The sequence below is a fragment of the Lachnoanaerobaculum sanguinis genome, assembly GCF_033242365.1.
Lineage (GTDB): Bacteria > Bacillota > Clostridia > Lachnospirales > Lachnospiraceae > Lachnoanaerobaculum > Lachnoanaerobaculum sanguinis.
In genome coordinates this window covers 18,426-43,971 of sequence record NZ_BTHK01000004.1, presented here as the reverse complement: position 1 = coordinate 43,971, position 25,546 = coordinate 18,426, and the positions used below count along the sequence as shown (strand labels likewise).

Below are 25,546 nucleotides of genomic sequence, written 5' to 3'. Positions count from 1 at the left end.
AAAGTTAGTAAATGTCTAAGGAAAGGTATTCATGTATGATTAAATTTAAAAGACATATTATAGGAATTGTTTCTATAATATTTGCCTTATCTTCAGGAGCCTGTGCTAATTCGGATATAGTCGTCAGAGATTCCTCGATGAATAAAGAGGTGGATGAGCCTGTATTTGAAACTCAAAAAAATATAACTTTGGATTGGACTCAAATAAGAAGTGACGCAGAAGAGCAATTCAATGACAAAACTCTATACCCGATGAGTGATTATATTGATATGGCTTTTAAGGCTGATGAAAATAGGGTATTGCTTATATGGTCACTGTCAAATGAAATCAGTGATGATGAAGCATTGGCATACGGAACTGAATATATTAAAGCAGTAAATGATTATGCCGCAACTCAGGATTTTTCTATAGAAAAATCAAGCGAAAACTCTTATGGCGGACTCTTTGATAAGTATGATCTTGAGGTACAGCTTTTTAGAGAAGATGATATTATGGAAAACTCCAGATATATTGTGAATCAGGTTATTGAAGCAGGGACTAATACTAACTTAGAATTACAGAATAAAAAGGGGGATAAATGAAACTTCTAAAGAAAATTCTGATGGCGTCATTATGTTCATTGATGGTACTTAGTACAAGTATGACATCATTTGCAGGTGTTATAGGTAAGAGTTCATCAAAGTATCCTAAGGTTGTAATGGGTGCACCGGCAGATGCGGATACTTATTTAAACGGTGCCGAAATCCATATGCTCACCTCATCTACAAAGAGTCAGATGATGAGCTTTGTCATTAAGACAAAGAACGGCAAGATTATTGTAGTAGACGGAGGTCTTCCGGATGATGAGCCACACTTGGTAGAAACTATAAAGAGTTTCGGTAATGAAGTAAGTGCATGGATTTTATCACATCCTCACAGCGATCACGGCGGCGCATTTACAAAGCTTGCAGAGAACGGTTTTGAGGGATTGCAGATAGATGCATTCTACTACAACATAAGAGAGCAGGCATGGTATGACAAATATGAAAGCTATAGAGCCGAGATGGTAAATACTATCAGAAACTCAATAGCAAAATTACCTGCAGGTGTATCTCATATGACAAGCAAGGGTGAGGTTTACTATGTAGACGGTGTAGCCATACATGTACTCAATGATCCTTATTGGATAGAGTCAAACTCTATCAACAATTCATCCGTAGTTTTCAGATTAGACTTTGACAACGGTACCAGAGTATTATTCTTAGGAGATATGGGACCTGCAGCAGGTGAGAGACTTAAGGCGGATGTACCTGCTTCAGAGTTAAAGGCTGATATCGTACAGATGGCTCATCACGGTCAGTACGGTGTAAACAAAGATGTTTATGAGCTCATCGCACCTAAGGTAGCTATGTGGAATGCTCCTGAGTGGCTTTGGGACAATGACGGAGGTTCAGGTTACAATACCGGAAATTATAAGACTCTTGAGGTTAGATCCTGGATGGAAGAGTTGGGAACAAAGAAGAACTTTGTTATAAAGGACGGAGACCAGACCATCAAATAATTTAATACCCAAAAATGATGAACCGGTACAGGTGTTGTGGATTCAATACTTGTACCGGTTTTTGTTTTAATGATAAATAATATAGTGAATTTATGAAAATTGATAGTATAATAATGACTGTGTAGTATAATCTTTTTGAACTATATGTTTTGAGGGAGGTAAAAGTAGTGGATCTATTTGAATATATTAAGGATAACAATGAGATAAATACATTACTTATGCAAGAGTGTGATATTTGTTTTTACAAGCAAACCAAGGATGTTGAGTTTTTAGAAAATAATGAAATTTATTCTATGAAATGTAAGGCCTTTGCACGTGACGCAAGTGGTGGAGAATATGTATTCCTAGATGATGAAAGTATAGGGTTTATCGGCAGTGAGGGAGAAGTAGGAAGAATTGCAGAAAGTTTAGAGGAATTATTGAACTTTTTAATTTCCGGAGGAAGTATTTTTGATTTTAATTGTAAGCAGATTTATCAAAATGAAAGCTTGCTGAAAGCTTTTTGTACAGGCTATATTTCAAAGGCGAGAGAAGAATATCACAGAAAAGATATGGACCTGGACAATATCAGAGGTAATATTGCAAATGTACTCTCTCTATGTTTTGATCCTGATAAACTGCCTGATATGGCAATGAGCTTTTATAAGGCTGCTTTAAGAGAGCCGGCTTTTACTTGTAAATATATGGATGGTGAAGATGAATATATTTGTGATTCCATACTTTCAGATAATATAGGTTTGTGGATAACAGAGCTTACAGGTATGACAAAAGAAGAAATTGAAAGCGGAAGAGTTAAAGGGTAAAAGGCAGGTTTACAATACGGCTAATATATGGAGGTACTTATGGTAAAGAAAATAGGAATAGTAAGTTTATCAAGCGGTGTTTTAGGAGAAAGCTTTATTAAGCATGAACTTAAAATAGGTCTGGAAAGATTAAATAAATACGGTATTGAGGTTGAATTTTTGCCTAATGCACTTAAGGGTATGGACTTTATAAAAGAACATCCCGAATGTAGAGCTAAAGACTTGATAGAAGCGTTTAAGGATGACTCTATTGATATGATTTTATGTGCAATAGGAGGAGTGGATACATATAAACTTTTGCCATATCTTTTTGAAAACAATGAGCTTAAGGCGGCTGTTAAACAAAAAATATTCTTAGGCTTTTCAGATACCACCAAAAATCATTTTATGCTAAATAAAGTGGGAATAAAAACATTCTACGGCCAGGCATTTTTACCTGATATATGTGAGCTCTCAAATGATATGTTGCCATATACAAAAAAATACTTTGAGGAGCTTATCACAACAGGCAAAATAAAAGAAATACGTCCGAGTGAGTTTTGGTACAAGGAAAGAGAAGATTTCAGTGAGAATTCTATCGGAGTTGATATGGAAAAATATAAAAATACCGGATTTGAATTACTTTGCGGCAAGCCGGTATTTAAAGGTAAGATTTTGGGCGGTTGTATTGATTCAATCTATGATATATTTGATAATTCAAGATTTGAAGATACGGTATCTCTTTGTAAAAAATATGATTTATTCCCAAGTCTTAAGGAGTGGGAGAATAAAATTTTATTATTGGAGACAAGTGAGGAAAAGCCTGAACCGAAGCTATATAGAAAGATGATCGGAGCTTTAAAGGATTACGGAATATTTGATGTGCTCTCAGGTGTTTTAGTCGGCAAGCCTCAAGATGAGGTATATTATGAGGAGTATAAGCAAATTTTAATTGAGGAAATCGGAGATAAAAACTTATCCGTTGTCTATAATATAAATGTGGGGCATGCAACACCAAGGTGCATTATTCCTTTCGGAGTTGAAGCCGAGGTAAATGTAGATAAGCAGGTGATTGTTTTTGATAATTAAATCGGATGCTTGTTGCAGAAATACTTAAGGAGGCTATGTGTTTTTAAAATATAATAAAAACGAGAAGCTGGAATTCAATTATAAGAGGGCATGTGGCTTATGGTTGATTTTGGTAGCAGCAGTTATTTTAGTGGCTACTTTTGTTGGCGGAAAACAAATCATAAATATGCAGGTGTTTTGCATAGGATATATTATCAGCTTTTTTTCTGTTAATATGAATAAAAAAGTACTAAATAAATTGTCTTATGGAAGTTCCTCTGAATTTCAGAGAAAAGTGTCATTATATGCGATCATTTTATTGCTTGTTTTAATGTCACTACTTGGTGGACCTTTCTTTGCCGATGAGAATTGGAGATTGATTTGGTTGGGAGCATTGATGGCGACAGCAATACACTTTTTTATGTATTACTTTGTACATGGAAAATCAATGATTTATTTAGGTGCTGTTTGTACTTTGAATATTTTGGCAGGATATATTTTCTCAGGCGTTCCTGTAACTGTGATTGCATATATTGATGCGTCAATTAAGCTCATATTCGGAATTTACCTGTTGTTTTTTTCAAAGCCGTCAAAACAGAAATGATTTTTAGTGTATAGAGGTAAGTAAGTTGAGATATATACTTTTATTGCGTGGTATAAATGTTGGTGGAAAGAATAAAGTCGCTATGAGTGAATTGAAAGTTTTGTTAACTGAATTGGGATTTGAGGATGTTGATTCTTATATTAACAGCGGGAATTTATTTTTTAACAGTGGGGAAACCTATGAAAGTTGTATCTCTAAGATAAAACATTTATTGGAAATGAACTTTGACTTTTCAATCCCTTTTACTTTAATAAGCAAAGAAGAGTACTTGAAAGAGAAGGAGAGCCTTCCCAAATGGTGGTATGAAGAAATGGCAAGAAGAGATGTTTTATTCTTTTCTTATGATTTGGATAGAAGTAAAATCCTTGACTTTATAGATAAATCCACATTTTATAATGAAATAGTTTATATTGGAAAAAATGCTGTATTTTGGGGAAAGTATGATGAATCGGAATATCTGAAAACCACCTATCACAAAAAGCTGATAAAACAGGATTTTTACAAGCAGGTAACAATAAGGAATGGAAATACATTTGAAAAGATAGCAGAGATTCTTGAAAACGGAAAATAAAAAAGAGATGGATGAGTATTTGGATAGTATTATTGGTTTTTTATTAAAGAGAGCTGAAATGATGGATAAATCCCTTCACTAATTTAGGATTTAACATATAAGACATAAGATAGTTTTAGACGAAGTATATTTATTATAGAAGTATGGATAGTAAAGATTTAAGATATTTTAGAGAAAAGCTTGATTCGATAGATTGGAATGGAAACTTTGAAAAGGCTGAAAAAGAAAATTATGAGGTTTTGGATAGCTTATGTGAATGCATAGAATCTGAATTTAGAGAAAATAAAAGCCAAGAAATGATATCAAAAGCCCTATTACTCCTTGCAGGGAATGTCGGATGTGCAGAGGATTTTGAAAGATATGAAGAAAACTTTGTGAGTAGACTTGAAAAAGAGGGTAAACTTACAAAAGAGTTGGCAGAGTTATTTTACAATAATACGAACAGAAGACAGGGATAGTGATATATAATTTATGAAGAATGGATTGAGGATGGAGATAGCAGTCAGTGCCTGTTTACTTGGAGAAAATTGTAAATATAATGGTGGGAATTTATTTGAAAAGACAGCTAAGATTATTGAGAAGGAAAGATAAATGGACAATATAATTATAAAAGAAGCCTCTCCTGAGGATGCTTTGGCGAGAATAGAATATTCAAAAAAGATAGGATCGGAAACAGATAATTTATCATTTGGAGCGGGGGGATTTCCGATTTCCGTAGAAGGAGAGGAAGAATATATCCGTTCTGTTTTAAAAGATGAAAGATCCTGCTCATTTTTTGCATGTAGAGATGGAGAAATTATTGGAGATGTAAGCCTAAGCGGATTGCCAAGGAGGATGAATCACAGGGCGGAACTTGGTATTACGGTTTTGAAATCCGAATGGAATAAAGGGCTTGGAAGCAGATTGCTTAAAATGGCGATAGAGTATGCCAAGTCACATGGTATTGAGATAATAAATCTTGAAGTCAGAAGCGATAATTTTAGGGCAATTCATGTCTATGAAAAGTTCGGATTCAGAAAAATCGGAACCTATCCGGCATATTTTAAAATAGGAGATTCATATATAGATTTTGATATAATGTATTTGGATTTGAGATAGAGAAATAATAGTTAGAATTTGTGGAGATGACCGGTAAATGAGAACAAAAAGAGTCGTAGTAGAAAAATGGAATCCGCAATGGAAATATGAATATGAAAAGATAGTAGCTTCATTAGGCAAAGATATCATTTACAATTCAATCAAAATTGAACATGTTGGAAGTACATCAGTTGAAGGACTGTCAGCAAAACCCGTCATTGATCTTGATATTGTTATTGAAAAGGACAAATTTGCAATTATTAAAGAATTACTTAATAAAAAAGGATATGAATACGAGGGGGATTTGGGTATTGAAGGTAGAGAAGCTTTTTCATACTCCGGAAAAGAAGAATTGATGACACATCATTTATATGTATGTCCTCAAGACTCCAAAGAACTCTTCAAACATATTACATTTAGAAATTTTTTGAAAAATAATCCTGATTTAGCAGCTGAGTATTCAAATGTGAAAGAACAGGCTGCAGTACTCTATCCTGATGATATAGATAAGTATATGGAATTCAAATCAAAAATTATTGAAAAGATTTATAAGAAGTGTAGGTTATTAGAATGAAAATAGCGGTAAGTGCCTGTTTACTTGGAGAAAATTGTAAATATAACGGCGGAAATAATTACAGTGAAAAGGTAAGATATTATACCAAAGGACATGAGGTAATACCTGTTTGTCCGGAAGTCCTTGGCGGACTGCCCATTCCAAGAGAACCTGCGGAAATAGTAAACGGTATAGTCAGTCTCAAGGACGGCACATCTGTTGATAAAGAATTCCATGAAGGAGCAAGGAGAGCACTTGAGACAGTAAAAGAGCAAAATGCCGATATTGTTATATTACAGTCCAGAAGTCCCTCATGTGGAGTTAATGCAATATATGACGGATCATTTTCAGGAAAAATTATACCGGGACAGGGTGTATTTGCAGATTTATTAAGGAGAAACGGAATAAAGGCGATAGATGTCGAGGATTTATAGATAGACAGGGGGCTGTCGGCTTTCTTAATCAAAATATAGAGGTAAACAAATGAATGATATTGATATATTATTTGATAAGATAAAACAACTTTCTAAAGCTGTTACAGAATCGAAATTTTCTGATTACAGTAAACAGGGGTATGATTTATTAATCGCTATACATGATTTGGGAATTTCAAAAGATTCTGTATATAATATTTTTTTTGAATATTATAAAAGCTTAGAGGAAGGATTATCAAAAGAGTGGCTTGCGGATATGCTTGATTATATATGTGGATGGTGCAATCCTGAAAAATATATTTGGAAGGATGAGTAATTATAGGCAGTTTTTAGCTGTCTTTTTTTGATTGACAAAGAATTTCAAATATTATATACTCAAAAATGTAAACGCTTACATTATTAGAGGGCGAAAAAGAAAATAAAGTCTGAAGATATGAAGCAAATATATCGATGTATAAAGCTAAGATGTGGAAGCTGAAAGATAACATTGAAGTAGGTAAAATTATTTCAATGATAACGGATTACTGATGGCAATGGCTGCAGTAGTTAATAAAAAATATTAGGAGTATAATATGAAGGCTAAAGAGAGAATCATCCAATTTGGTGAAGGCGGTTTTTTGAGAGGATTTGTAGACTATTTCTTCCAGAAATTAAATGATAAGGGCTTATTTGAAGGCTCTGTAGTTGTCGTTCAGCCTATAAAAACGGGTATGTGTGAGATGCTTGAAGCACAAAACTGTGAATACAATCTTTTCTTAAGAGGAGTTGATAACGGTAAGGTGGTAGATGAACATACTCATATAGATGTTATCAGCAGATGTATCAATCCATATGAGGACTATGAAGGATATTTGAGTCTGGCAAAGAATCCTGATTTCAGATTTATTGTGTCAAATACTACAGAAGCAGGAATAGTGTATGAAGATGATAATAAACTCTCTGATTCACCCGCAAACAGCTTTCCGGCAAAACTAACAACGCTTCTTTATGAAAGATTTAAAGCAGGATTGTCCGGATTTATTATACTTTCATGCGAACTTATAGATCACAATGGTGAAGAGCTTTTAAAATGTTGTAAGCAGTATGCTTCCAAATGGGAGCTTGGAGCGGATTTTACTTCATGGCTTGAAAAAGAAAACAGCTTCTGCTCTACATTGGTAGACAGAATTGTTACAGGATTTCCGAGAGATGAACATAAAGCTCTTGAGGAGAGAATCGGTCAAAAGGACAATATGATGGATACAGCCGAGATTTTCCACCTTTGGGTAATACAGGGAAATCATGAAGATGAGCTTACACTGCAAAAGGCAGGCTTTAATGTAGTTTGGACCGACAATGTGGATCCGTATAAGAAGAGAAAGGTTCGTATACTTAACGGAGCACATACTTCAATGGTCTTAGCTGCAAGATTGTACGGACTTGAGACGGTAGGCGAATGCATGAAAGATGAAAAGGCATCATCACTTCTTAGAAAATCTGTGTTTGAGGAAATAATACCTACAATAGGAGATACCGAGGACAACAGGAAGTTTGGTGAGGCTGTATTTGAGAGATTTTCAAATCCTTTTATCAAGCATCAGCTTTTATCAATTGCGCTTAATTCAGTGTCAAAGTTCAGAGCAAGAGTACTTCCTACAATCTTGGAATATAAGGCCGAAAACGGAAAGTATCCTGAGATACTAAGTTTTTCATTGGCTGCACTTATTGCATTCTATAAGACGGACGAAGCAAATGACGGTGAAGAGATTGTACAGTTTATGAAGAGCGCTTCGGTAGCGGATATTTTAAAGAGAGAAGATTACTGGGGTGAAGACCTTAGCGATATGTATGATATCGTAAACAGATGGTTTGAAAAGATAGAAACAGACGGTGTAGCGGCTTGCTATGATGAGCTCTTAAAATAAGTTGTTTAAAGGTGGAGGAAACTTCACCTTTTTTATTTTGTTCTAAAGGCTTTAGTGTTGGCTGCAAATTCTTATTCCCGGGGAAGATATCAATTGAAAAAAATATGAAGAGTGATATAATTCAGTCAAGATATATAGACTGTGAAAATTAATTAGGAAGGAGTTAATGACGGTTATTTTGTGTCATCACATACAACTACAGCTATCGGACGTGAGATACAGTTTAATCAAGAGTCGGAAGAAATAAATGGGGGAAATGCCTATGCAAAAAAAGTCGATTGAGCGGATTATAGCATTTGCCATATGCAGTATAGAATTTATTATAATAATTCTTATATTGTGTATTAATGGATTTAATTCTATAAAAAAGCCAATAGGTAGTACATATTGTGCAGATCAAATTTTTGATGTAGTGAATTCAGATGCTATTTCTTTTTTTGGAACTGATTTCTATGGAGATGGGACATATATGGACACAAAGACCCGTGAATATAGAAACTATACAATAGATCCCGGTGAGAGTTTTTGTACTATTACATTGGACAACGGCTCATACGCCATATATGATTATAAGAATACAGTTTGTGTTATTACACCGGGAGTAGGGATAAAATATTATACAAGAGTGGGAAATTCAAGCGGAGCATTTGTTCTACAAAAACATGATTAGGAGTAATCAATATTATTTTCACAGTCTATTGATTTAATTGTTTTATGGAGGTTAAGATGAATAATAAAGCTGCAAAGATATCGGTATTTATATTTTTTAGTATTTTCTCTTTAAATATTTGCATCAATTCATTTGGTATCACTCCTCCTTCAAATGATGTTTTGATAAATGCTCTTTCAAAAAATGGGGAGCCTAATCAAAATGTTGTAAATAATACCGATCTATTCTTTGTATATAATGCGGTGACTGTCAGCAAAATTAAATCTGAGGATGAACTTAGAAAACTTGTCTTTGAGTCGAATACAGATACTATTGATATGAAGGACTCCAACTGGGTTGTGACGGAATATAAGCCGTCAAATGAATATTTGGAAAGAATACTTTCGTATGATAAAAACGGTAATCTTTTTGAAGCCGAAAATTTAATTTATGAGGACAAAAATTACACAACAATAGCTCTGATGTCTGAGCTTTTAGGTGAACAATACAATACAGGAATGACAAATATCCTCGTGCTTGGGGCAGACAGAGCCACCCCCTTCGGATCAGTATTGTTGGTGAAAGTTTTTGATGATAATTCATTAAAAGTAGGGGTTTTAGTCGATATTGAGAGAGATAAGATTTCCATAAAAAAGGGCTGGTATAGCTTTGATGAAATCAAAAAATTTATAGCTTTATATAATTCAGATAAAATCAGTGTGGGCAATTCAATTATAGTATTAATCGGGGGAATAATCGCTGTTTTATCGGTAGGATTTATTTTATATAAAAAATATAGTATAAGAATTATTTTATAAACTAGTAGATTTTTTAAGTGTATTTTGATGTATTTATATGATAAACTTGCATCAGTACAGATGAAAGGAGAAACAGCAAAATGAGAGTTGTTGTTGCCATTGATTCATTTAAAGGAAGTATGTCTTCTTTGGAGGCAGGTGAAGCTATATCAAAGGGAATAAGAAACGCACATAAGGATGCAGAAGTTGAAATAAGACCGCTTGCAGACGGTGGTGAGGGTACTGTGGAAGCTCTTTCCATCGGTATGGGTGGAAGACTTATAAATGTTGATGTAACAGGACCTATAGGGAGAAAAGTAAACGCTGTTTATGGAATAGTCGATTCAAGTAAAACAGCTATAATAGAAATGTCACAGGCTGCAGGCATTACACTTGTAAACGGTAATGAAAAGAACCCTTTATATACTACAACATTCGGAGTAGGAGAGCTTATAAAGGATGCCATAAATAAAGGCTGCAGACATTTTGTGGTTGGAATAGGCGGTTCCGCAACAAATGACTGTGGAATAGGAATGCTTCAGGCACTGGGGTATGAGTTCCTTGATAAAGAAGGTAATCAGGTGGGATTTGGAGCAAGCGGTGTCAGAGATATTGTAAGCATAAGAGATGAGAATGTAATAAAAGAGCTTTCGGAATGTTATTTCAGAGTGGCATGTGATGTAAACAATCCTTTATGCGGAGATTTGGGATGTTCTGCAATATACGGACCTCAAAAGGGTGCTACCAAGGAAATGGTAGCTGATATGGACGGATGGCTTAAGAACTATTCAAAAATTGTAAAAGAAAAATATCCTACTGCAGACAGTGAATATCCCGGAACCGGTGCGGCAGGCGGACTTGGATATGCATTCTTTAACTTTACAAATTCAAAGCTTGAATCGGGAATAAAAATAGTCCTTGGTGAGACAAAGCTTGAGGAATATGTAAAGGATGCGGATATAGTGGTTACAGGAGAGGGCAGACTCGATCATCAGACAGTTATGGGAAAGGCTCCTGTAGGTGTAGCAAACATCGCAAAGAAGTATAACAAAAAAGTTATAGCATTCTCAGGAAGTGTAACAGAGGATGCAGGAGTTTGTAATGAACACGGTATTGACGCCTTCTTTCCTATCTTAAGAAGAATAGTTACATTGGAAGAAGCGATGCAAACAGATACTGCAAAGAAGAATCTGACAGATACTGCGGAGCAGGTATTCAGGTTATTGTAAAAATAAAATCCTCGGGATTTTGGAATTCACCAAATCCCGAGGATTAGTTTTATAATTTAAGATCACCTGTCTTTACCAGACCCATCTTTTTCACGAACATATGAATAACAGGTGTGATAACAGCCGGAAGAACAAATGATATAAATATAAGTCCTATCCAGTCAAATGAAGTAATGGAAGCTTTGCTTCCGTTTGCAATATCGCTTACCCAACCTGTATACACTCCGATCTGCCCTACAAGACCGCATGTACCCATACCTGATGATACGGCAGCACCGTTCATTTGCAGTTTAAATATACATGTAGCAATAGGTCCTGTAATCATTGATGTAATACATGGTGCAATCCAAATGCGTGGATTCTTTACTATATTGCCCATTTGCAACATGGATGTTCCAATACCTTGAGATATAAGTCCTGACCATTTGTTCTCGGGAAATGAAATAATTGCAAAGCCGACCATCTGTGCACAGCAGCCTGCCAAAGCGGCACCGCCTGCAAGTCCTGTAAGTCCAAGAGCCGCACAAATGGCTGCCGATGATATAGGAAGTGTAAGTGCTACACCGACAAGGAGTGAAACCAGTATACCCATAAGGAAAGGTTGAAGGCTTGTAGCCCACATAATCACTGTTCCAAGTTTCATAGCGGCTTTTCCAAGAGTTGGAGCAAGTATAGCGGATAAGAAGATACCGACAGATATCGTTACAAGAGGTGTAACAAGAATATCTATCTTGGTTTCCTTTGAAACCATTTTTCCGACTTCAGACGCTATAATAGCAACAAATAATACTGCCAATGGTCCGCCTGCACCCCCCAGTGCATTGGAAGCGAAACCTACAGTAATCAAAGAAAATAGTACAAGTGGCGGAGTATTGAGTGCATAGCCGATAGCAACAGCCATTGCCGGACCGCTCATAGCACTTGCCAGAGATCCTACAGTATATTCAACCCCTGCAATAGTAGCAACCGTACTCGTAAGAAAAGAAATTTGAAATTGCTTACCTACAGTATTTATAATAGTACCTATAAGCAGTGAACAAAACAGTCCCTGTGCCATAGCGCCCAATGCATCAATGCCGTAACGCTTGGCTGAAATTACAATATCTTTCCTTTTGAAAAATAATTTTAGCTTTTCCATAGAAGTCCTCCATAGACGTGTATTTTTGTTTCAATGTTTATTCTAGGATTAAATTGAAATTTGTCAAGAAAAAATATTTATATATTGACGGTTATACTTGTATATGATAGAATACTAAGGATTAAGGATGCAAAGTCCTTTTTTTTTGGATTTTCAAGTCTAATTCGAACAATGGAGGTGGAGATTGTGCGTACAAAGATAACACTTGCTTGTACAGAGTGCAAGCAGAGAAACTATAATACGACAAAGGATAAGAAAAATCATCCTGACCGTATGGAAATTAAAAAGTATTGTAGGTTCTGTAGAACTCATACAGTGCATAAGGAAACAAAATAGGAGTAATTATGGCTGAAGGAAAAAGCGGAAAGATATCTGACTTTTGGAAGGGAATAAAGACAGAGTTTAAAAAGATAGTATGGCCGACAAAGGATGATATTGTAAAGCAGACTATTGCTGTTATTTCATCATCTATTGTACTTGGTATTATAATATCAATACTTGACTTTATCTTCAAATTTTTACTAAACTTTGTTCTTAAATAGGTGAAAATATGGCAGAGGCACAATGGTTCGTAGCCCATACTTATTCAGGCTATGAGAATAAAGTAAAAGTAGATATTGAAAAGACAATTGAGAATCGCGGACTTCAAGATCAGATACTTGAGGTTACGGTTCCTATGGAGACCATACTTGAAGTAAAAAATGGTGTCGAAAAATCGTCAGATAAAAAACTTTTCCCCGGATATGTTCTTATACATATGTATATGAATGATGAAACCTGGTATGTTGTAAGGAATACCAGAGGCGTTACAGGTTTCGTAGGCCCGGGAAGCAAGCCGGTACCACTCACCGAAGATGAACTTGTAGCACTTGGCTACAGCGGCAATGCCGCAAAGCCTGAAGCAAGACTTGAGGTTGACCTTAAGGAAGGCGATATGGTTACAGTCATCAGCGGAGCATGGAAGGATACCGTGGGAGTGATTACCGCTGTCAACGAAAAGAGGAAAACTGTTTCTATTAACGTAGAAATGTTTGGACGCGAGACAAAAGTAGAGCTCGAGTTCACAGAAGTTAAGAAGATGTAATTTATTACATAGTTGCATTTATTTAAATGCGTGGGAGGGAAATCCCCGAAATTACCACAAGGAGGTGCCATATGGCAAAGAAAGTTACAGGATATATCAAATTGCAGATACCTGCTGGTAAAGCAACACCGGCTCCACCTGTCGGTCCGGCTCTCGGACAGCATGGTGTAAACATAGTTGAGTTTACAAAGCAGTTTAATGCAAGAACAGCAGATCAGGGAGACTTAATCATCCCTGTTGTTATCACAGTTTATGCAGATAGAAGCTTTAGTTTCATAACTAAGACTCCACCGGCTGCAGTTTTACTTAAGAAAGCATGTAAAATCGCTTCAGGTTCAGGCGTACCTAACAAGACAAAGGTAGCTAAGATTACAAGAGCACAGCTTGAGGAAATCGCTACTCTTAAGATGCCTGATCTTAACGCAGCAAATATTGATTCAGCTATCTCTATGATAGCAGGTACAGCCCGCTCAATGGGTATCACAGTAGAAGACTAATTTAGGAGGTAATATACATGAAACACGGAAAAAGATATGTTGAAGCTGCCAAATTAGTTGATCGTAGCGTACAGTATGATGCAAGCGAGGCAGTAGCTTTAATTAAGAAGACAGCAGTTGCTAAGTTCGATGAAACAATAGAATTACATATAAGAACAGGTCTTGACGGACGTCATGCAGACCAGCAGATTCGTGGTGCAGTAGTTCTACCACACGGAACAGGTAAGACTGTAAAAATCTTAGTATTCGCAAAGGGACCAAAGGCTGATGAGGCTTTGGCTGCCGGAGCTGACTATGTTGGAGCAGAGGAGCTTATTCCAAAGATCCAGAATGACGGTTGGTTAGATTTTGATGTTATCGTTGCAACACCTGATATGATGGGCGTTGTAGGACGCCTTGGTAAGGTACTCGGACCTAAGGGACTTATGCCGAACCCTAAGGCAGGTACAGTTACAATGGATGTTACAAAGGCTATCGCAGACATCAAAGCAGGTAAGGTAGAGTATCGTCTTGATAAGACAAACCTCGTTCACGTACCTGTAGGAAAGGCTTCATTCAGTGAGCAGCAGCTTTTGGAGAACTTCCAGAGCATTATGGATGCTATCAATAAGGCAAAACCAAGCACAGTTAAGGGTGCTTATCTTAAGAGTGTAGTTTTAACATCAACAATGGGTCCGGGAATCAGACTCAACGTTGCTAAAATTACAGGCTAATAGCTAATATAATAAAGACGCGCAGACTGCCATGTACTCGTAAAGAGTATGTGGCAGTTTTACTGTATAGACAAAAATTTCAGATTGGAGTATGTAATGGAAAAAGTTTTAGGTGTTATACTTTTATTTGTGATAGGTTTCGGACTTCGTTATCTAATGCGCATGCTTATGAGAGGTGCATTTAGATTGACAGGTAATGCTGTTAGAAAGATAGCTAATAAAGGGAACAACAATAGAGAAGATCAAAACGATTCTAATAAGCCGGCGGCAAGGTATGTAGATTAAGGCGGGAGTAATAGAAACAATGATGCCGGTATAAAGTCACTGTTGCCAAAGTTATAGTTAAAATAGATAATTTGATTTTAAAACTTGAAAATAGTATATGTATATATTAACATATAGGTAAGAAAATTCGGATGTTATAACGTGATTATATTTACAACTAAATAAATATTTAAAATATTTGAGAATATATAGGGGATATGCTTATGGGCAAAGGAGTAAAATTCAGACTGACTATTACAATATTATTGTTTGTGTTGTTTTTTGCACAATATGTAATTACACATGTGAAAAGAAAAATAATTATAAAGAATAATATATTCTATGGTGTTGAAGACGGTCTATTTGAGAGTAAACTCAGTCTAAAAGAATTAACTGTTCCTGCAGGAGTTAAATCAATATCTACGTATGCCTTTTTAGGCTGTGAGAATATTGAAGTTGTGGAATTACCTGATACACTTGAAAGTATTGGAGAACTTTCATTTATGGGCTGTGGAAAACTTAAGCATATTAAAATACCGGAAAATGTAAAAGATATAGGTATGGGGGCATTTTATGAATGTTCAAGTTTAAAAAATGTGGAATTACCCGAAGGTTTGGAGAAAATAAATGCTGCAACATTTAAAGATTGTATTGCTTTGGAAAAAATAAATATTCCTCCGGGAGTAAATGAGGTTGACGAGTCTGCATTTTCAAACTGTAAAGAATTGAAAGAAATAGAGCTGAATGAAGGTTTAAAAAATATAGGAAGTGAAGCCTTTTCAGACTGCGAAAAAATACAGAGTATAGAAATCCCGGATTCAGTCGAGCGGATAAATTCCTATGCGTTCAAAGGTTGTAAAAAACTTTCTGAAATATATATGTCTAAGGGAATAAAATATATTGAGGAAGGTACATTTGAAGGTACAAAGTATTATGAAAGAGGAATTGGGGAAGATGAAAATGGAATATATATAGGTGATGCACTTATAAAATATGAGAATAAAGACAGTAAAATAATAGTAAGAGAGGGTACAAGAGTGATTGCAAGTAAATCCTGTGCAGAATTAGACTCTTTACTTACGGTTGTATTGCCTGAAAGTATTGTGGCTATAGGGGATGGAGCTTTTGCAAATTGCAGAAATTTATCGTATGTGGAAATGGAAACAAATCCGGATACAGTAGGTGTAGGAGCATTTGAAAATACATACTGGCTTGAGCATCTGGAAAAAGACGAATATGGATGTAAATATTTTAAAAATATACTCCTGGAATATACAGACGGGGAAGGCTATGTAAAGATCAAAGAAGGAATAAAGTATATAAATGATGAGATGTTTTTAAACTCTGAAAAAATAGAAAAGATTGAGATTCCAAAAAGTGTAGAAATTATAGGTAGGAAAGCTTTTAGCGGATGCACAAATTTAAAGGAGTGTATATTTGAGGAAGAAAGCAATATTAAAAAAATTTATGAGGAAGCCTTTAAGGAATGTACAAGCCTTAAAGAAATAGAGATTCCTGAGAGTACCACTTATCTGGGTGGAAAAGCCTTTGAAGATTGTGAGTCACTTGAAAAAGTTGTATTTAAGGAAGGTTGTGATATCAAAATATTGAATATGGGAGTATTTTGGGGTTGCTCTAATTTAATAGAAATCACTTTACCTTCAAGTCTTGAAGAGGTATATTTTGCCGCTTTTTCATATTGTGAAAGTCTTGAAAAAATAAGATTTCCCGAAAGTATAAAGTATATAGACAGCTCCGCTCTGGAGATATGTAAGAATCTGAAGCAAATAGAGGTACCTTTAAACATAAAAAATAAATTTGAAAAAGTAAAAAAATCAATTAATTTTGGAGGTGCACATCCTAAAGTTATATACTATTAAATTCATTTATCATAGATAAAGCGAAATCAGAGGAGAGGACAGCTATGTTCAAAATAAATAACTGCCTTTCGTAAAATTGACACAGTATATACACAGTGTTATTATGTTAAGGCAAAGAGAATACTATACACCTATCAGATAATAAGGATTTTGTAGCTTGTGTACAAAGCCGGGATTGGATTGATGAGTATGAACCGGCTATAGAAGCTAAAATAGATGTTAATTCTCAATAATATACTTGTTTGAACTTTCCAAATGTTGTATACTATTTCTACAAAAACATAGCTTGGTAGGAGGTTTATATGCCTGTAGTAGAGAGTCTGATTTGCAAAGAGGCGGATGGTAAACTTAGTTTTGGAAATTATATTCTTGGTACAAAATCAAAGGTAGAAGATTTTGCACATGAGGGGGACGTATATAAGGTAAAGACATTTAAGGAGATAACAAAGCTTGAAAGAAATTCGGCTTTTGTGTATGAATCGGTTCCGGGTAGTACAGTAATGGAATTTGAAACCACACCAAATATAACTTCTTTTGATATATACGGTTTTGGGGATACTCAAATAACTATCGGCTTGGAAGAAGATACGGAATATGAGGTTTATGTCGATGATGTAAGTATCGGAGGCATGAAGACCAATCTATCAGGTAAGCTTATATTTAGTGTTGAGCTAAGTGAGAACGGATCAAAGGTTTTAATCAAAAAAAGATAGTTGCATGGGCATATCGGTAAGCCGGATATGCCCATTTTAAATAGAAAGGTTTTTATGGCAAAAGCAAAGTCCAGTGCATTCTTTTGTAAGGAATGCGGATATGAGTCACCGAAATGGTTGGGACAATGCCCTATGTGTAAGGCATGGAACAGTCTTGTGGAAGAGCCTGTAGCAAAGACAAAGACGGTAAGCAGAGGAATATCTGCAAATACATATAAAAAGCCTGCTAAGCTGTCTGAAATACAGCTGGAAGATGAGGACAGATTTAAGACAGGTTTTGAGGAACTTGACAGAGTACTTGGCGGTGGAGTGGTAAGAGGTTCACTTGTTTTGGTAGGTGGAGATCCGGGAATTGGAAAGTCCACATTATTGCTTCAGGTTTGTAAGAACATATCGGATGATAACAGAACAGTGCTTTATATCTCAGGTGAGGAGAGTTTAAAGCAGATAAAGATGAGAGCAAAGAGAGTGGGAGAAATCACAGATAATTTAAGTTTTCTATGTGAGACCAATCTCAATATTATAAAAGAAACCGTGCTGAGTGAAAAGCCGGATGTGGTAGTCATAGACTCTATACAGACTATGTTTAATGAAGAGGTGGCGTCGGCTCCGGGTAGTGTAAGTCAGGTAAGAGAATCCACAAATCTATTAATGCAGGTGGCAAAGGAAAATAATATTGCTATATTTATAGTCGGACATGTAACAAAAGAAGGACAGGTTGCAGGTCCGAGAGTGCTTGAGCATATGGTAGATACGGTACTATATTTTGAAGGTGACAGATTTGCTTCATACAGAATACTCCGTGCTGTCAAGAACAGATTCGGTTCTACAAATGAGATAGGTGTATTTGAAATGCAGCAGGTGGGACTTATAGAAGTAAAAAATCCTTCCGAATTTATGCTATCCGGCAGACCGCAGAATGCTACAGGAGCGGCCGTAGCTTGTTTGATGGAGGGGACAAGACCGATACTGGTTGAAGTACAGGCTTTGGTGGTACCCACGGCGTTCGGACTTCCGAGGAGAACTTCCACCGGAACGGATGTAAACAGAATAAATCTTTTGATGGCGGTTATAGAAAAAAGATGTGCACTTGCAATGAGCAGATATGATGCATATATAAATATAGCCGGTGGACTTAGAATAAATGAGCCTGCACTGGATTTGTCAATTATTATGTCGCTTATCTCAAGTATGAAAAACAGGACAATAGATGAAAAGACGGTAATATTCGGAGAGGTGGGACTATCAGGCGAAGTAAGAGCTGTAAGTATGCCTGAGATTAGGATTAGAGAGGCTATGAAGCTTGGATTTGAGATTTGTATTTTACCGATGGTATGCCTTGAGAAGATTTCATTTAAGGGAAATATAAAGCTTATAGGTGTAAGAAATATAAATGAAGCGGTCTCACTTTTAAATTGATAAAAGTTAAAGGAAAGAGAAAAAATGGATGAGAAAACAAATGTAATGAGACTTTTGGATCAAAAGAAGATAAAGTATAATCATTATTCGTATATAGATACTCCGGCTACAAATGGTGTAGAAGTTGCAAATCTCTTAAATCAGGATGAGAGAATGGTTTTTAAGACATTGGTAACAGTTGGAAAGAGTAAGGCAAACTATGTATTTGTAATACCGGTGGCAGAGGAGCTTAACTTAAAGGAGGCGGCAAAAGCTGTAGGTGAAAAATCTATAGAAATGTTGAAGTCAAAGGATTTATTGCCTCTTACAGGATATATACATGGGGGTTGTTCTCCGATAGGTATGAAAAAGAGATTTACCACTGTAGTTGATTCAACAGCTTTGGATTATGAAAATATTATATTCAGTGCAGGCAAAATCGGTTATCAGGTGGAGATGGATCCAAAAGAAATTGAAAAATTTGTGCCTGTAAGTTTTGCCGCATTGACATAGGTTAAGTCCATGATAAATGTCGGTGTGTTGGCACATGTAGATGCCGGAAAAACTACATTGATAGAGGCGATACTCTACAAGACAGGAAAGCTCAGAAAAACAGGAAGAGTGGATTTCGGGGACAGCTTTTTGGATAATGACGAATATGAAAGGAAAAGAGGAATAACTATATTTTCAAAGCTTGCAAGAACAAGTATAGATGATATAGAAATAAATATAATTGATACCCCGGGACATGTAGATTTCAGTGCGGAAATGGAAAGAACTATTTCCGTACTTGATATTGCAGTTCTCGTAATCAGCGGAAGTGAAGGCGTACAATCACATTCACATACTCTTTTCAGATTATTAAGAGAAGCAAATATACCTACTGTAATATTTGTAAATAAAATAGACAGTGATAAGTTTGACAAGGCTAAAGTATTGGAGGGTCTTAAAAAATCTCTTTCAAAAAATATAGTGGACTTTTCAAAGGAAAATAAGATGCTTTTAGAAGAGGTTGCAGCCTGTGATGAGGACCTTATAGAAAAGTTTATTGAAGGGGAAGATATAACAAAATCCGATATAAGCTTTTGTATAGAGAATTCAAAGGTATTTCCTACTATATTCGGTTCCGGATTAAAACTTATTAATATAGAAGGAATACTTGAAATTATAAAAGAATATGTACACGAAAAGACGTATTCGGATGAACTTTCAGGAATAGTATACAAGATAAAATATGATGAAAACGGAAACAGACTTTCCTTTATAAAGCTTCTTGGTGGAAGCCTGAAGGTAAAGGATACACTCTTTGATGAAAAGATAAATCAGATAAGAGCTTATGACGGTGAAAAATACATAGCTATAGAAAATGCCTTTGCAGGTGATATTATAGCAGTAACAGGACTGTCAAAAGTTCATGCAGGTGATACATTCGGAGATGTGAAAAGGCCTGTACAAAAGCTTTTACCGGTACTCAGCTACAATATGGTATTCCCCGACGATATAAGTATAAATCAAATATACCCGAAGCTTTTACAGATATTTGATGAGATACCTGAAATAAAAATGGAGTATGATGAAGAACTTGCTAAAATCAAGGTAAACTTGATGGGTGAAGTTCAGATAGATCTTATAAAAAATCTTATCGGTGAGAGACTCGGGTTAAACTGCGATTTTATAGACGGCGGTATTATTTATAAGGAAACTATAGCAGGATATATCGAGGGTGTAGGTCACTTTGAGCCTTTAAGACATTATGCCGAAGTGCATATACTTATCAGTGAAGGCGAGAGAGGAAGCGGCATAGTATTTGTAAATGAGGTGTCGGATGATGAGCTTCCTAAAAATTATCAGAGTCAGGTAAGAAATATTGTTGAATCTTCAAAGTTTAGAGGTGTACTTACAGGCAGCGAGCTTACTGATGTGGTGCTTACCTTGGTAGCAGGTAAAGCGCATGAAAAGCATACCGAGGGCGGAGATTTTCTTGAAGCTGTAAACAGAGCTGTAAGGCATGGATTGATGTATGCCAAATCAATTTTATTGGAGCCGTACTATGATTTTGAAATAAACATACCTATGACTTCGCTTGGTAGGCTTTTAAATGATTTAAACAATATGAATGCAGAGGATATAAGCTATGAGGGTGGAGAGACTCTCAGAGTGACGGGATATGCACCTACCGTCAATATACAAAACTATGGAAGTACGCTTTTATCATATACCAAAGGTCTTGGACAGATAGGATTTAGTCTAAGAGGATTTTTGCCATGCCATAATGCAGATGAGATTATAGAGAGCAGTTCGTATATTGCGGAGTTTGATACAAAGAATACTCCGGACTCCGTATTTTGTTCTCATGGCGAGAGTTTTATAGTGCCGTGGAGTGAAGTATTTAACTATATGCATTTGCCTTTAAAGAAGTTTGAGCTTGTAAAAAAAGAGGAGAAGATAGAGACAGTACGTTCCACTTATGATGCCACAAAAGCCGACAGCGAAGAGCTTTTGGCCATATTTGAAAGAACATACGGTAAGGTGACTCCAAGAATAGGAGACTGGGATGCACCTGTAAAGAGAACACCTGAAAGAGAGTATGTTTATAAAGAAAGAGCAAAAAAGAGACATTACTTGCTGGTTGACGGATATAATATTATTTTTGCTTCAAAGTCGTTAAATGAACTTGCACAGATAAATATAGATGCGGCAAGAGACAGACTTGTTGAACTTCTTATAGATTATAATGCCTATAAGGATTATGAGATTATTGTTGTATTTGATGCCTACAGACTTGTAAATCATCCTACGGAGGTGCAGAATTTCTCGGGTGTATATGTGGTATATACAAAGACTGCGGAAACAGCCGATCAGTATATAGAAAAGACAACACATGAAATGATAAAAAGATATGATGTCACCGTAGCAACATCAGACGGTATTGAGCAGATTATTATAAGAGGTAAGGGGGCAATACTTATCTCTGCAAGGGAGTTTTTAAAGAATCTTGAGGATACCAAAGAGGCTTTCAGAAAAGAACATATAGAAAAGACTTCAGTTACAAACAGATTGTTTGATTCTTTAGAAGGAGAGTTAAAAGAAAAAATAGAAAACATCAGACTTGGTAAAAAAGAAGAGCCCTAGCAAATGCCGGGGCTCTTTCTTTTTATTGGATACCAATATTTGAATAAAGAATCAGGTATGACAGCTGCCTGAGCAACCACCACATCCTCCACCACAGGAGGATTTTCCACTTTTCTTATCTTTATAAATTGATCTTATAATAAGACCTACTACGCCGACCAATGCAGCTGAAATAACAACTGTTGCTACCATAATGATCTCCTTTCTTTAATAAAACAATTTATGCGTAAGCTTTTAGAATATATTATTTTTCTTCAGAAGGCTTGCGCACAAGACCGTAAATAATAGCTGCGATTCCGATAAATCCGAAGATTGTACCGATACCGAACTTACCTGTAATTATAAGTGATCCTATCTGATATATAATCATAGCTACGATATAGGCAAACACACATTGATATCCTACAGCAGTCCAGAACCATTTTACACTGTTCATCTCTCTTCTGATAGCACTCATCGCTGCAATACAAGGAGCACACAGAAGGTTGAATACAAGGAATGAATATGCTGAGATAGGTGTGTAGTCGGCACGTAAAAGCTGCCAGATACCCTCACCTGTGTCGGCATTGACATCAGATACATGGTATAGAATACCGAATGTACCTACGACATTCTCTTTTGCCATAAGTCCTGTGATAGCTGCAACTGCAGGCTTCCATGTACCCCATCCAAGAGGAGCGAAAATCCAAGCAAATGCGTTTCCGATATTTGCAAGAAGAGAAATATCCATCTGATCTTCAGTAAGATATGTAAATGAACCGTCTACAAATCCGAAATAGCTGAGGAACCATATAAGGATAGTTGCAAGTGTAATAACTGTACCTGCCTTTTTTACGAAGCTCCAACCTCTTTCAGCCATTGATCTGAGGATTGAACCTGCTGTAGGAAGGTGATATGCAGGAAGCTCTATAACAAAAGGTGAAGGATCGCCTGAAAACAGCTTGGTCTTCTTAAGCATGATACCTGAGACGACAATAGCGGCAATACCTACAAAGTAAGCTGATGAAGCAACCCACGCGTCATTATCAAACAATGCACCTGATATAAGTGCTATAATAGGAAGTTTTGCAGAACATGGAATAAATGTGGTTGTAATAACCGTCATTCTTCTGTCATGCTCACTCTCAATAGTTCTTGAAGCCATAATTCCAGGAACACCACAACCTGTACCTATAAGGATTGGAATAAAGCTCTTACCTGAAAGTCCGAATCTTCTAAAAACCCTGTCCATAACGAATGCAATTCTCGCCATATATCCGCAAGCCTCTAAGAAAGCGAGGAAGAAGAAGAGTGTAAGCATCTGAGGAAGGAATCCGAGTACGGCACCTACACCGGCAATAATACCGTTTACAATAAGACCGACAAGCCACTCGGCAACGCCGGCAGACTCAAGGAAACCTTGAACACCGGGCTGAATAATTTCTGCAACCAAAACATCATTTACCCAATCGGTCATTGCTGTACCTACAGTGGTAATAGAAATATAATAAACGGCAAACATGATAGCTGCGAATATCGGAAGACCCAAAATTCTGTTTGTAACTATCTTATCAATCCTATCTGAAAGACTTACATAGTCTTTATTTTTAACCTTATAAAAACTTGCAATAACTGTTGATATATAATTGTATCTCTCGGATGTGATAATACTTTCGGCTTCATCATCCATAGTATCTTCACATTTTGTTATAATTTTTTCAATTTTAGCCAATGTGCTGTCTGAAAGATTTAACTGCTCAATAGCCTTGTCATCTCTTTGGAACAACTTAACTCCGTACCATCTTCTTTGAAGCTCGGGTACACTGCTTGGAAGAAGAGCGATGATATCTTTGATAGCTTCTTCTACATTCTTGTCAAACTCTTGCTTTTCCTTTGGAAGAGTGTGACTCTTAGCTATTTCAATAGCTTTTTCTGCAGCTTCCATAACACCTGTACCCTTAAGTGCGGATATTTCCACAACAGGGCAGCCAAGCTTTTCACTCATTTTATCAAGATCAAGCTTGTTTCCGCTTTTTTCAAGCACATCGAGCATGTTTACCGCGATAACAACAGGTACACCTAACTCTGTGACCTGTGAAGTAAGATATAAGTTTCTCTCAAGGTTTGTACCGTCGATTATATTAAGTATCGCATCAGGCTTTTCATTGAGAACATAGTTTCTTGCTACAACTTCCTCCAATGTATATGGAGAGAGAGAATAAACACCCGGAAGGTCTGTAATAATAACATCTGTATGTCCTTTAAGTTTTCCTTCCTTCTTTTCAACGGTAACACCGGGCCAGTTTCCAACTGTCTGGTTTGAACCTGTCAAGGCATTAAATAAAGTAGTTTTACCGGTATTCGGGTTTCCGGTAAGCGCAATTCTGATTGCCATATTAGCTCCTTATCTTGTTATTTCAATATTTTCCGCATCTGCTTTTCTGATAGAAAGCTCGTATCCTCTAACAGTAACCTCAATAGGGTCACCAAGAGGAGCTACCTTACGTACATGAATAGTTGTACCCTTTGTTACACCCATATCCATGATTCTTCTTTTTATAGGACCTTCGCCATGAACTCTGGCAACAGTAACGGTCTCACCGATTTTTACATCTCTTAAAGTATCCATTCCATTCTCCTTTCCGCATTATAATAAGTGATTTCTGAAAACATACAATGGAAAATCCATTGGCGAATGTAGTGCTTACATTCTATAATTAAAATTTAGGGGCAACTTAGATCATTATTTTTGAGGCCAATTCCTTGCTGATTGCTACTCTTGAATCCTTGATATTAACTATCAAGTTTCCTGCCATAGCATTGACAACAGTGATTTTGCCGTCAACAACAAAGCCGAGGGTTGCTAAAAAAGTCTTATCTTTTTCACGACCTCCGATTTGCTTTATTGTGTATTCTTCACCTAAGTTAGCCATAAGTAATGGCATCATAACTCCTCCTTTTCATGAAACATGTCTAATACTAATACATTCTATAGGTTAGCATACACTAACATTAAATGCAAGATTTTTTTAAGGAAAAGTTAGAGTTTACTTACTGAATTTGCCAAATATTAGCAAAAACTAACTAAAAAGTATTTAATAAAATACAATATTCACGTGGAAAAGCCTTGTTTTGGGGTAAATTTTCTATTTACAAGAATTTAAGTTTATGCTATATTATTACCGTAATAAATTTTATAAAATATAATTGTTAAATTTAGTTAAAGCTAACTTAAGGAGGTTAATATGTTTTTACTTAATGGTTTTGGATGGAAGAAGTTCGGTTTGTTTGCAGCAGGTACACTCTTTGGTACAGCAGGAATTAAGTTGCTTTCAAGCAAGGATGCTAAGAAGGCATATGCACAGGGTACAGCAGCAGTGCTTCGTATGAAGGAATGTGTAATGGATACAGTTTCATGTGTACAGGAGAATGCAAGTGATATTTTAGCAGAGGCTAAGGATATCAACGAAGAGCGTGCAGCAAAGGAAGCTGAAGGTAACATCGAAGAGTAATTTCTCTTATCAGTAATATAAAGTTTTT

Annotated in this window: 32 protein-coding genes; 27 read left to right on the top strand and 5 right to left on the bottom strand. The window is 36.1% G+C overall.

What is annotated here, in order from left to right; genetic code table 11:
• Positions 1–35 precede the first annotated feature (35 nt).
• The 15 genes from SBH76_RS03610 to SBH76_RS03540 all read left to right on the top strand — a co-directional run bounded on the left by SBH76_RS03610 (position 36) and on the right by SBH76_RS03540 (position 11,208).
• Entirely contained in the window at positions 36–581 is a 546-nt protein-coding gene (locus SBH76_RS03610) for a hypothetical protein (RefSeq protein ID WP_009662573.1), read from the top strand.
• Positions 578–1,540: a ComEC/Rec2 family competence protein gene (locus tag SBH76_RS03605; protein WP_317976807.1), complete on the top strand. Its 963-nt coding sequence runs from the start codon at positions 578–580 to the stop codon at positions 1,538–1,540. Before SBH76_RS03610 ends, SBH76_RS03605 begins: the two co-directional genes overlap by 4 nt.
• Positions 1,541–1,707: 167 nt before the next feature.
• Positions 1,708–2,343, top strand: a complete 636-nt coding sequence (locus SBH76_RS03600; protein ID WP_317976806.1) for a hypothetical protein — start codon at positions 1,708–1,710, stop codon at positions 2,341–2,343.
• A 39-nt stretch (positions 2,344–2,382) separates the two neighbouring features.
• Entirely contained in the window at positions 2,383–3,411 is a 1,029-nt protein-coding gene (locus tag SBH76_RS03595; RefSeq protein WP_317976805.1) for a S66 family peptidase, read from the top strand.
• Positions 3,412–3,448: 37 nt separating this feature from the next.
• Complete coding sequence (locus SBH76_RS03590) at positions 3,449–3,994, top strand: DUF6609 family protein (RefSeq protein ID WP_317976804.1); 546 nt, start codon at positions 3,449–3,451, stop codon at positions 3,992–3,994.
• 25 nt (positions 3,995–4,019) lie between these two features.
• Positions 4,020–4,565: a DUF1697 domain-containing protein gene (locus SBH76_RS03585; protein ID WP_317976803.1), complete on the top strand. Its 546-nt coding sequence runs from the start codon at positions 4,020–4,022 to the stop codon at positions 4,563–4,565.
• 143 nt (positions 4,566–4,708) lie between these two features.
• The gene (locus tag SBH76_RS03580; protein WP_317976802.1) at positions 4,709–5,023 is read left to right on the top strand and encodes a hypothetical protein; all 315 of its coding nucleotides are present in this window, start codon (positions 4,709–4,711) and stop codon (positions 5,021–5,023) included.
• A gap of 133 nt (positions 5,024–5,156) precedes the next feature.
• Positions 5,157–5,663 (top strand): GNAT family N-acetyltransferase, encoded by a 507-nt coding sequence (locus SBH76_RS03575; RefSeq protein ID WP_317976801.1) that lies wholly within the window; start codon positions 5,157–5,159, stop codon positions 5,661–5,663.
• 37 nt (positions 5,664–5,700) lie between these two features.
• Positions 5,701–6,216: a GrpB family protein gene (locus tag SBH76_RS03570; protein ID WP_317976800.1), complete on the top strand. Its 516-nt coding sequence runs from the start codon at positions 5,701–5,703 to the stop codon at positions 6,214–6,216.
• Positions 6,213–6,629: a 2-thiouracil desulfurase family protein gene (locus tag SBH76_RS03565; protein ID WP_317976799.1), complete on the top strand. Its 417-nt coding sequence runs from the start codon at positions 6,213–6,215 to the stop codon at positions 6,627–6,629. Before SBH76_RS03570 ends, SBH76_RS03565 begins: the two co-directional genes overlap by 4 nt.
• A 49-nt stretch (positions 6,630–6,678) precedes the next feature.
• On the top strand, positions 6,679–6,945 hold the full coding sequence (locus SBH76_RS03560; RefSeq protein ID WP_317976798.1) for a hypothetical protein: 267 nt from the start codon (positions 6,679–6,681) through the stop codon (positions 6,943–6,945).
• 256 nt (positions 6,946–7,201) lie between these two features.
• Positions 7,202–8,533, top strand: a complete 1,332-nt coding sequence (locus SBH76_RS03555) for a tagaturonate reductase (RefSeq protein ID WP_317976797.1) — start codon at positions 7,202–7,204, stop codon at positions 8,531–8,533.
• Between the two features lie 262 nt (positions 8,534–8,795).
• Positions 8,796–9,203 carry a hypothetical protein gene (locus SBH76_RS03550; RefSeq protein ID WP_317976796.1) on the top strand — a complete coding sequence of 136 codons (408 nt, stop codon included), beginning with the start codon at positions 8,796–8,798 and terminating at the stop codon, positions 9,201–9,203.
• Positions 9,204–9,259: 56 nt separating this feature from the next.
• Positions 9,260–10,000: a hypothetical protein gene (locus SBH76_RS03545; protein ID WP_317976795.1), complete on the top strand. Its 741-nt coding sequence runs from the start codon at positions 9,260–9,262 to the stop codon at positions 9,998–10,000.
• Positions 10,001–10,080: 80 nt separating this feature from the next.
• Positions 10,081–11,208, top strand: a complete 1,128-nt coding sequence (locus tag SBH76_RS03540; protein WP_317976794.1) for a glycerate kinase family protein — start codon at positions 10,081–10,083, stop codon at positions 11,206–11,208.
• Positions 11,209–11,257: 49 nt separating this feature from the next.
• Here the strand turns inward: SBH76_RS03540 and SBH76_RS03535 are convergent, their stop codons facing one another.
• Positions 11,258–12,346: a PTS sugar transporter subunit IIC gene (locus SBH76_RS03535; protein ID WP_007591297.1), complete on the bottom strand. Its 1,089-nt coding sequence runs from the start codon at positions 12,344–12,346 to the stop codon at positions 11,258–11,260.
• 171 nt (positions 12,347–12,517) lie between these two features.
• On the opposite strand from SBH76_RS03535, the gene rpmG reads away from it, so the two are divergent.
• The 11 genes from rpmG (at position 12,518) to SBH76_RS03480 (ending at position 22,027) form a co-directional block, all read left to right on the top strand.
• Entirely contained in the window at positions 12,518–12,682 is a 165-nt protein-coding gene (gene rpmG, locus SBH76_RS03530) for a 50S ribosomal protein L33 (RefSeq protein ID WP_278321299.1), read from the top strand.
• 8 nt (positions 12,683–12,690) lie between these two features.
• Positions 12,691–12,888, top strand: a complete 198-nt coding sequence (gene secE, locus SBH76_RS03525; RefSeq protein WP_007591298.1) for a preprotein translocase subunit SecE — start codon at positions 12,691–12,693, stop codon at positions 12,886–12,888.
• Between the two features lie 8 nt (positions 12,889–12,896).
• Complete coding sequence (nusG, locus tag SBH76_RS03520) at positions 12,897–13,430, top strand: transcription termination/antitermination protein NusG (RefSeq protein ID WP_007591300.1); 534 nt, start codon at positions 12,897–12,899, stop codon at positions 13,428–13,430.
• 71 nt (positions 13,431–13,501) lie between these two features.
• The gene (rplK, locus tag SBH76_RS03515) at positions 13,502–13,927 is read left to right on the top strand and encodes a 50S ribosomal protein L11 (RefSeq protein WP_009662424.1); all 426 of its coding nucleotides are present in this window, start codon (positions 13,502–13,504) and stop codon (positions 13,925–13,927) included.
• 17 nt (positions 13,928–13,944) lie between these two features.
• Positions 13,945–14,640 carry a 50S ribosomal protein L1 gene (gene rplA / locus SBH76_RS03510; RefSeq protein ID WP_007591304.1) on the top strand — a complete coding sequence of 232 codons (696 nt, stop codon included), beginning with the start codon at positions 13,945–13,947 and terminating at the stop codon, positions 14,638–14,640.
• 96 nt (positions 14,641–14,736) lie between these two features.
• Positions 14,737–14,925 carry a hypothetical protein gene (locus tag SBH76_RS03505; protein ID WP_317976793.1) on the top strand — a complete coding sequence of 63 codons (189 nt, stop codon included), beginning with the start codon at positions 14,737–14,739 and terminating at the stop codon, positions 14,923–14,925.
• A 203-nt stretch (positions 14,926–15,128) separates the two neighbouring features.
• The gene (locus tag SBH76_RS03500) at positions 15,129–16,784 is read left to right on the top strand and encodes a leucine-rich repeat domain-containing protein (RefSeq protein ID WP_317976792.1); all 1,656 of its coding nucleotides are present in this window, start codon (positions 15,129–15,131) and stop codon (positions 16,782–16,784) included.
• 302 nt (positions 16,785–17,086) lie between these two features.
• Positions 17,087–17,497, top strand: a complete 411-nt coding sequence (locus SBH76_RS03495; RefSeq protein ID WP_007591309.1) for a hypothetical protein — start codon at positions 17,087–17,089, stop codon at positions 17,495–17,497.
• A 54-nt stretch (positions 17,498–17,551) separates the two neighbouring features.
• On the top strand, positions 17,552–18,916 hold the full coding sequence (gene radA / locus SBH76_RS03490; RefSeq protein WP_317976791.1) for a DNA repair protein RadA: 1,365 nt from the start codon (positions 17,552–17,554) through the stop codon (positions 18,914–18,916).
• A 24-nt stretch (positions 18,917–18,940) separates the two neighbouring features.
• On the top strand, positions 18,941–19,408 hold the full coding sequence (gene ybaK / locus SBH76_RS03485; RefSeq protein WP_317976790.1) for a Cys-tRNA(Pro) deacylase: 468 nt from the start codon (positions 18,941–18,943) through the stop codon (positions 19,406–19,408).
• A 9-nt stretch (positions 19,409–19,417) separates the two neighbouring features.
• On the top strand, positions 19,418–22,027 hold the full coding sequence (locus SBH76_RS03480; RefSeq protein WP_317976789.1) for a translation factor GTPase family protein: 2,610 nt from the start codon (positions 19,418–19,420) through the stop codon (positions 22,025–22,027).
• 51 nt (positions 22,028–22,078) lie between these two features.
• On the opposite strand, the gene SBH76_RS03475 is transcribed toward SBH76_RS03480, so the two are convergent.
• The 4 genes from SBH76_RS03475 to SBH76_RS03460 all read right to left on the bottom strand — a co-directional run bounded on the left by SBH76_RS03475 (position 22,079) and on the right by SBH76_RS03460 (position 24,954).
• Entirely contained in the window at positions 22,079–22,219 is a 141-nt protein-coding gene (locus tag SBH76_RS03475; protein ID WP_317976788.1) for a FeoB-associated Cys-rich membrane protein, read from the bottom strand.
• Positions 22,220–22,271: 52 nt separating this feature from the next.
• Entirely contained in the window at positions 22,272–24,401 is a 2,130-nt protein-coding gene (feoB, locus tag SBH76_RS03470; RefSeq protein WP_317976787.1) for a ferrous iron transport protein B, read from the bottom strand.
• A 9-nt stretch (positions 24,402–24,410) separates the two neighbouring features.
• Positions 24,411–24,635, bottom strand: coding sequence for a FeoA family protein (locus tag SBH76_RS03465; RefSeq protein ID WP_317976786.1), 225 nt, complete (start codon positions 24,633–24,635; stop codon positions 24,411–24,413).
• Positions 24,636–24,741: 106 nt separating this feature from the next.
• Positions 24,742–24,954, bottom strand: a complete 213-nt coding sequence (locus tag SBH76_RS03460; RefSeq protein WP_007591319.1) for a FeoA family protein — start codon at positions 24,952–24,954, stop codon at positions 24,742–24,744.
• Between the two features lie 297 nt (positions 24,955–25,251).
• Here SBH76_RS03460 and SBH76_RS03455 point away from each other — a divergent pair, with 297 nt between their 5' ends.
• Entirely contained in the window at positions 25,252–25,518 is a 267-nt protein-coding gene (locus tag SBH76_RS03455; RefSeq protein ID WP_007591321.1) for a DUF6110 family protein, read from the top strand.
• Positions 25,519–25,546: the final 28 nt, after the last annotated feature.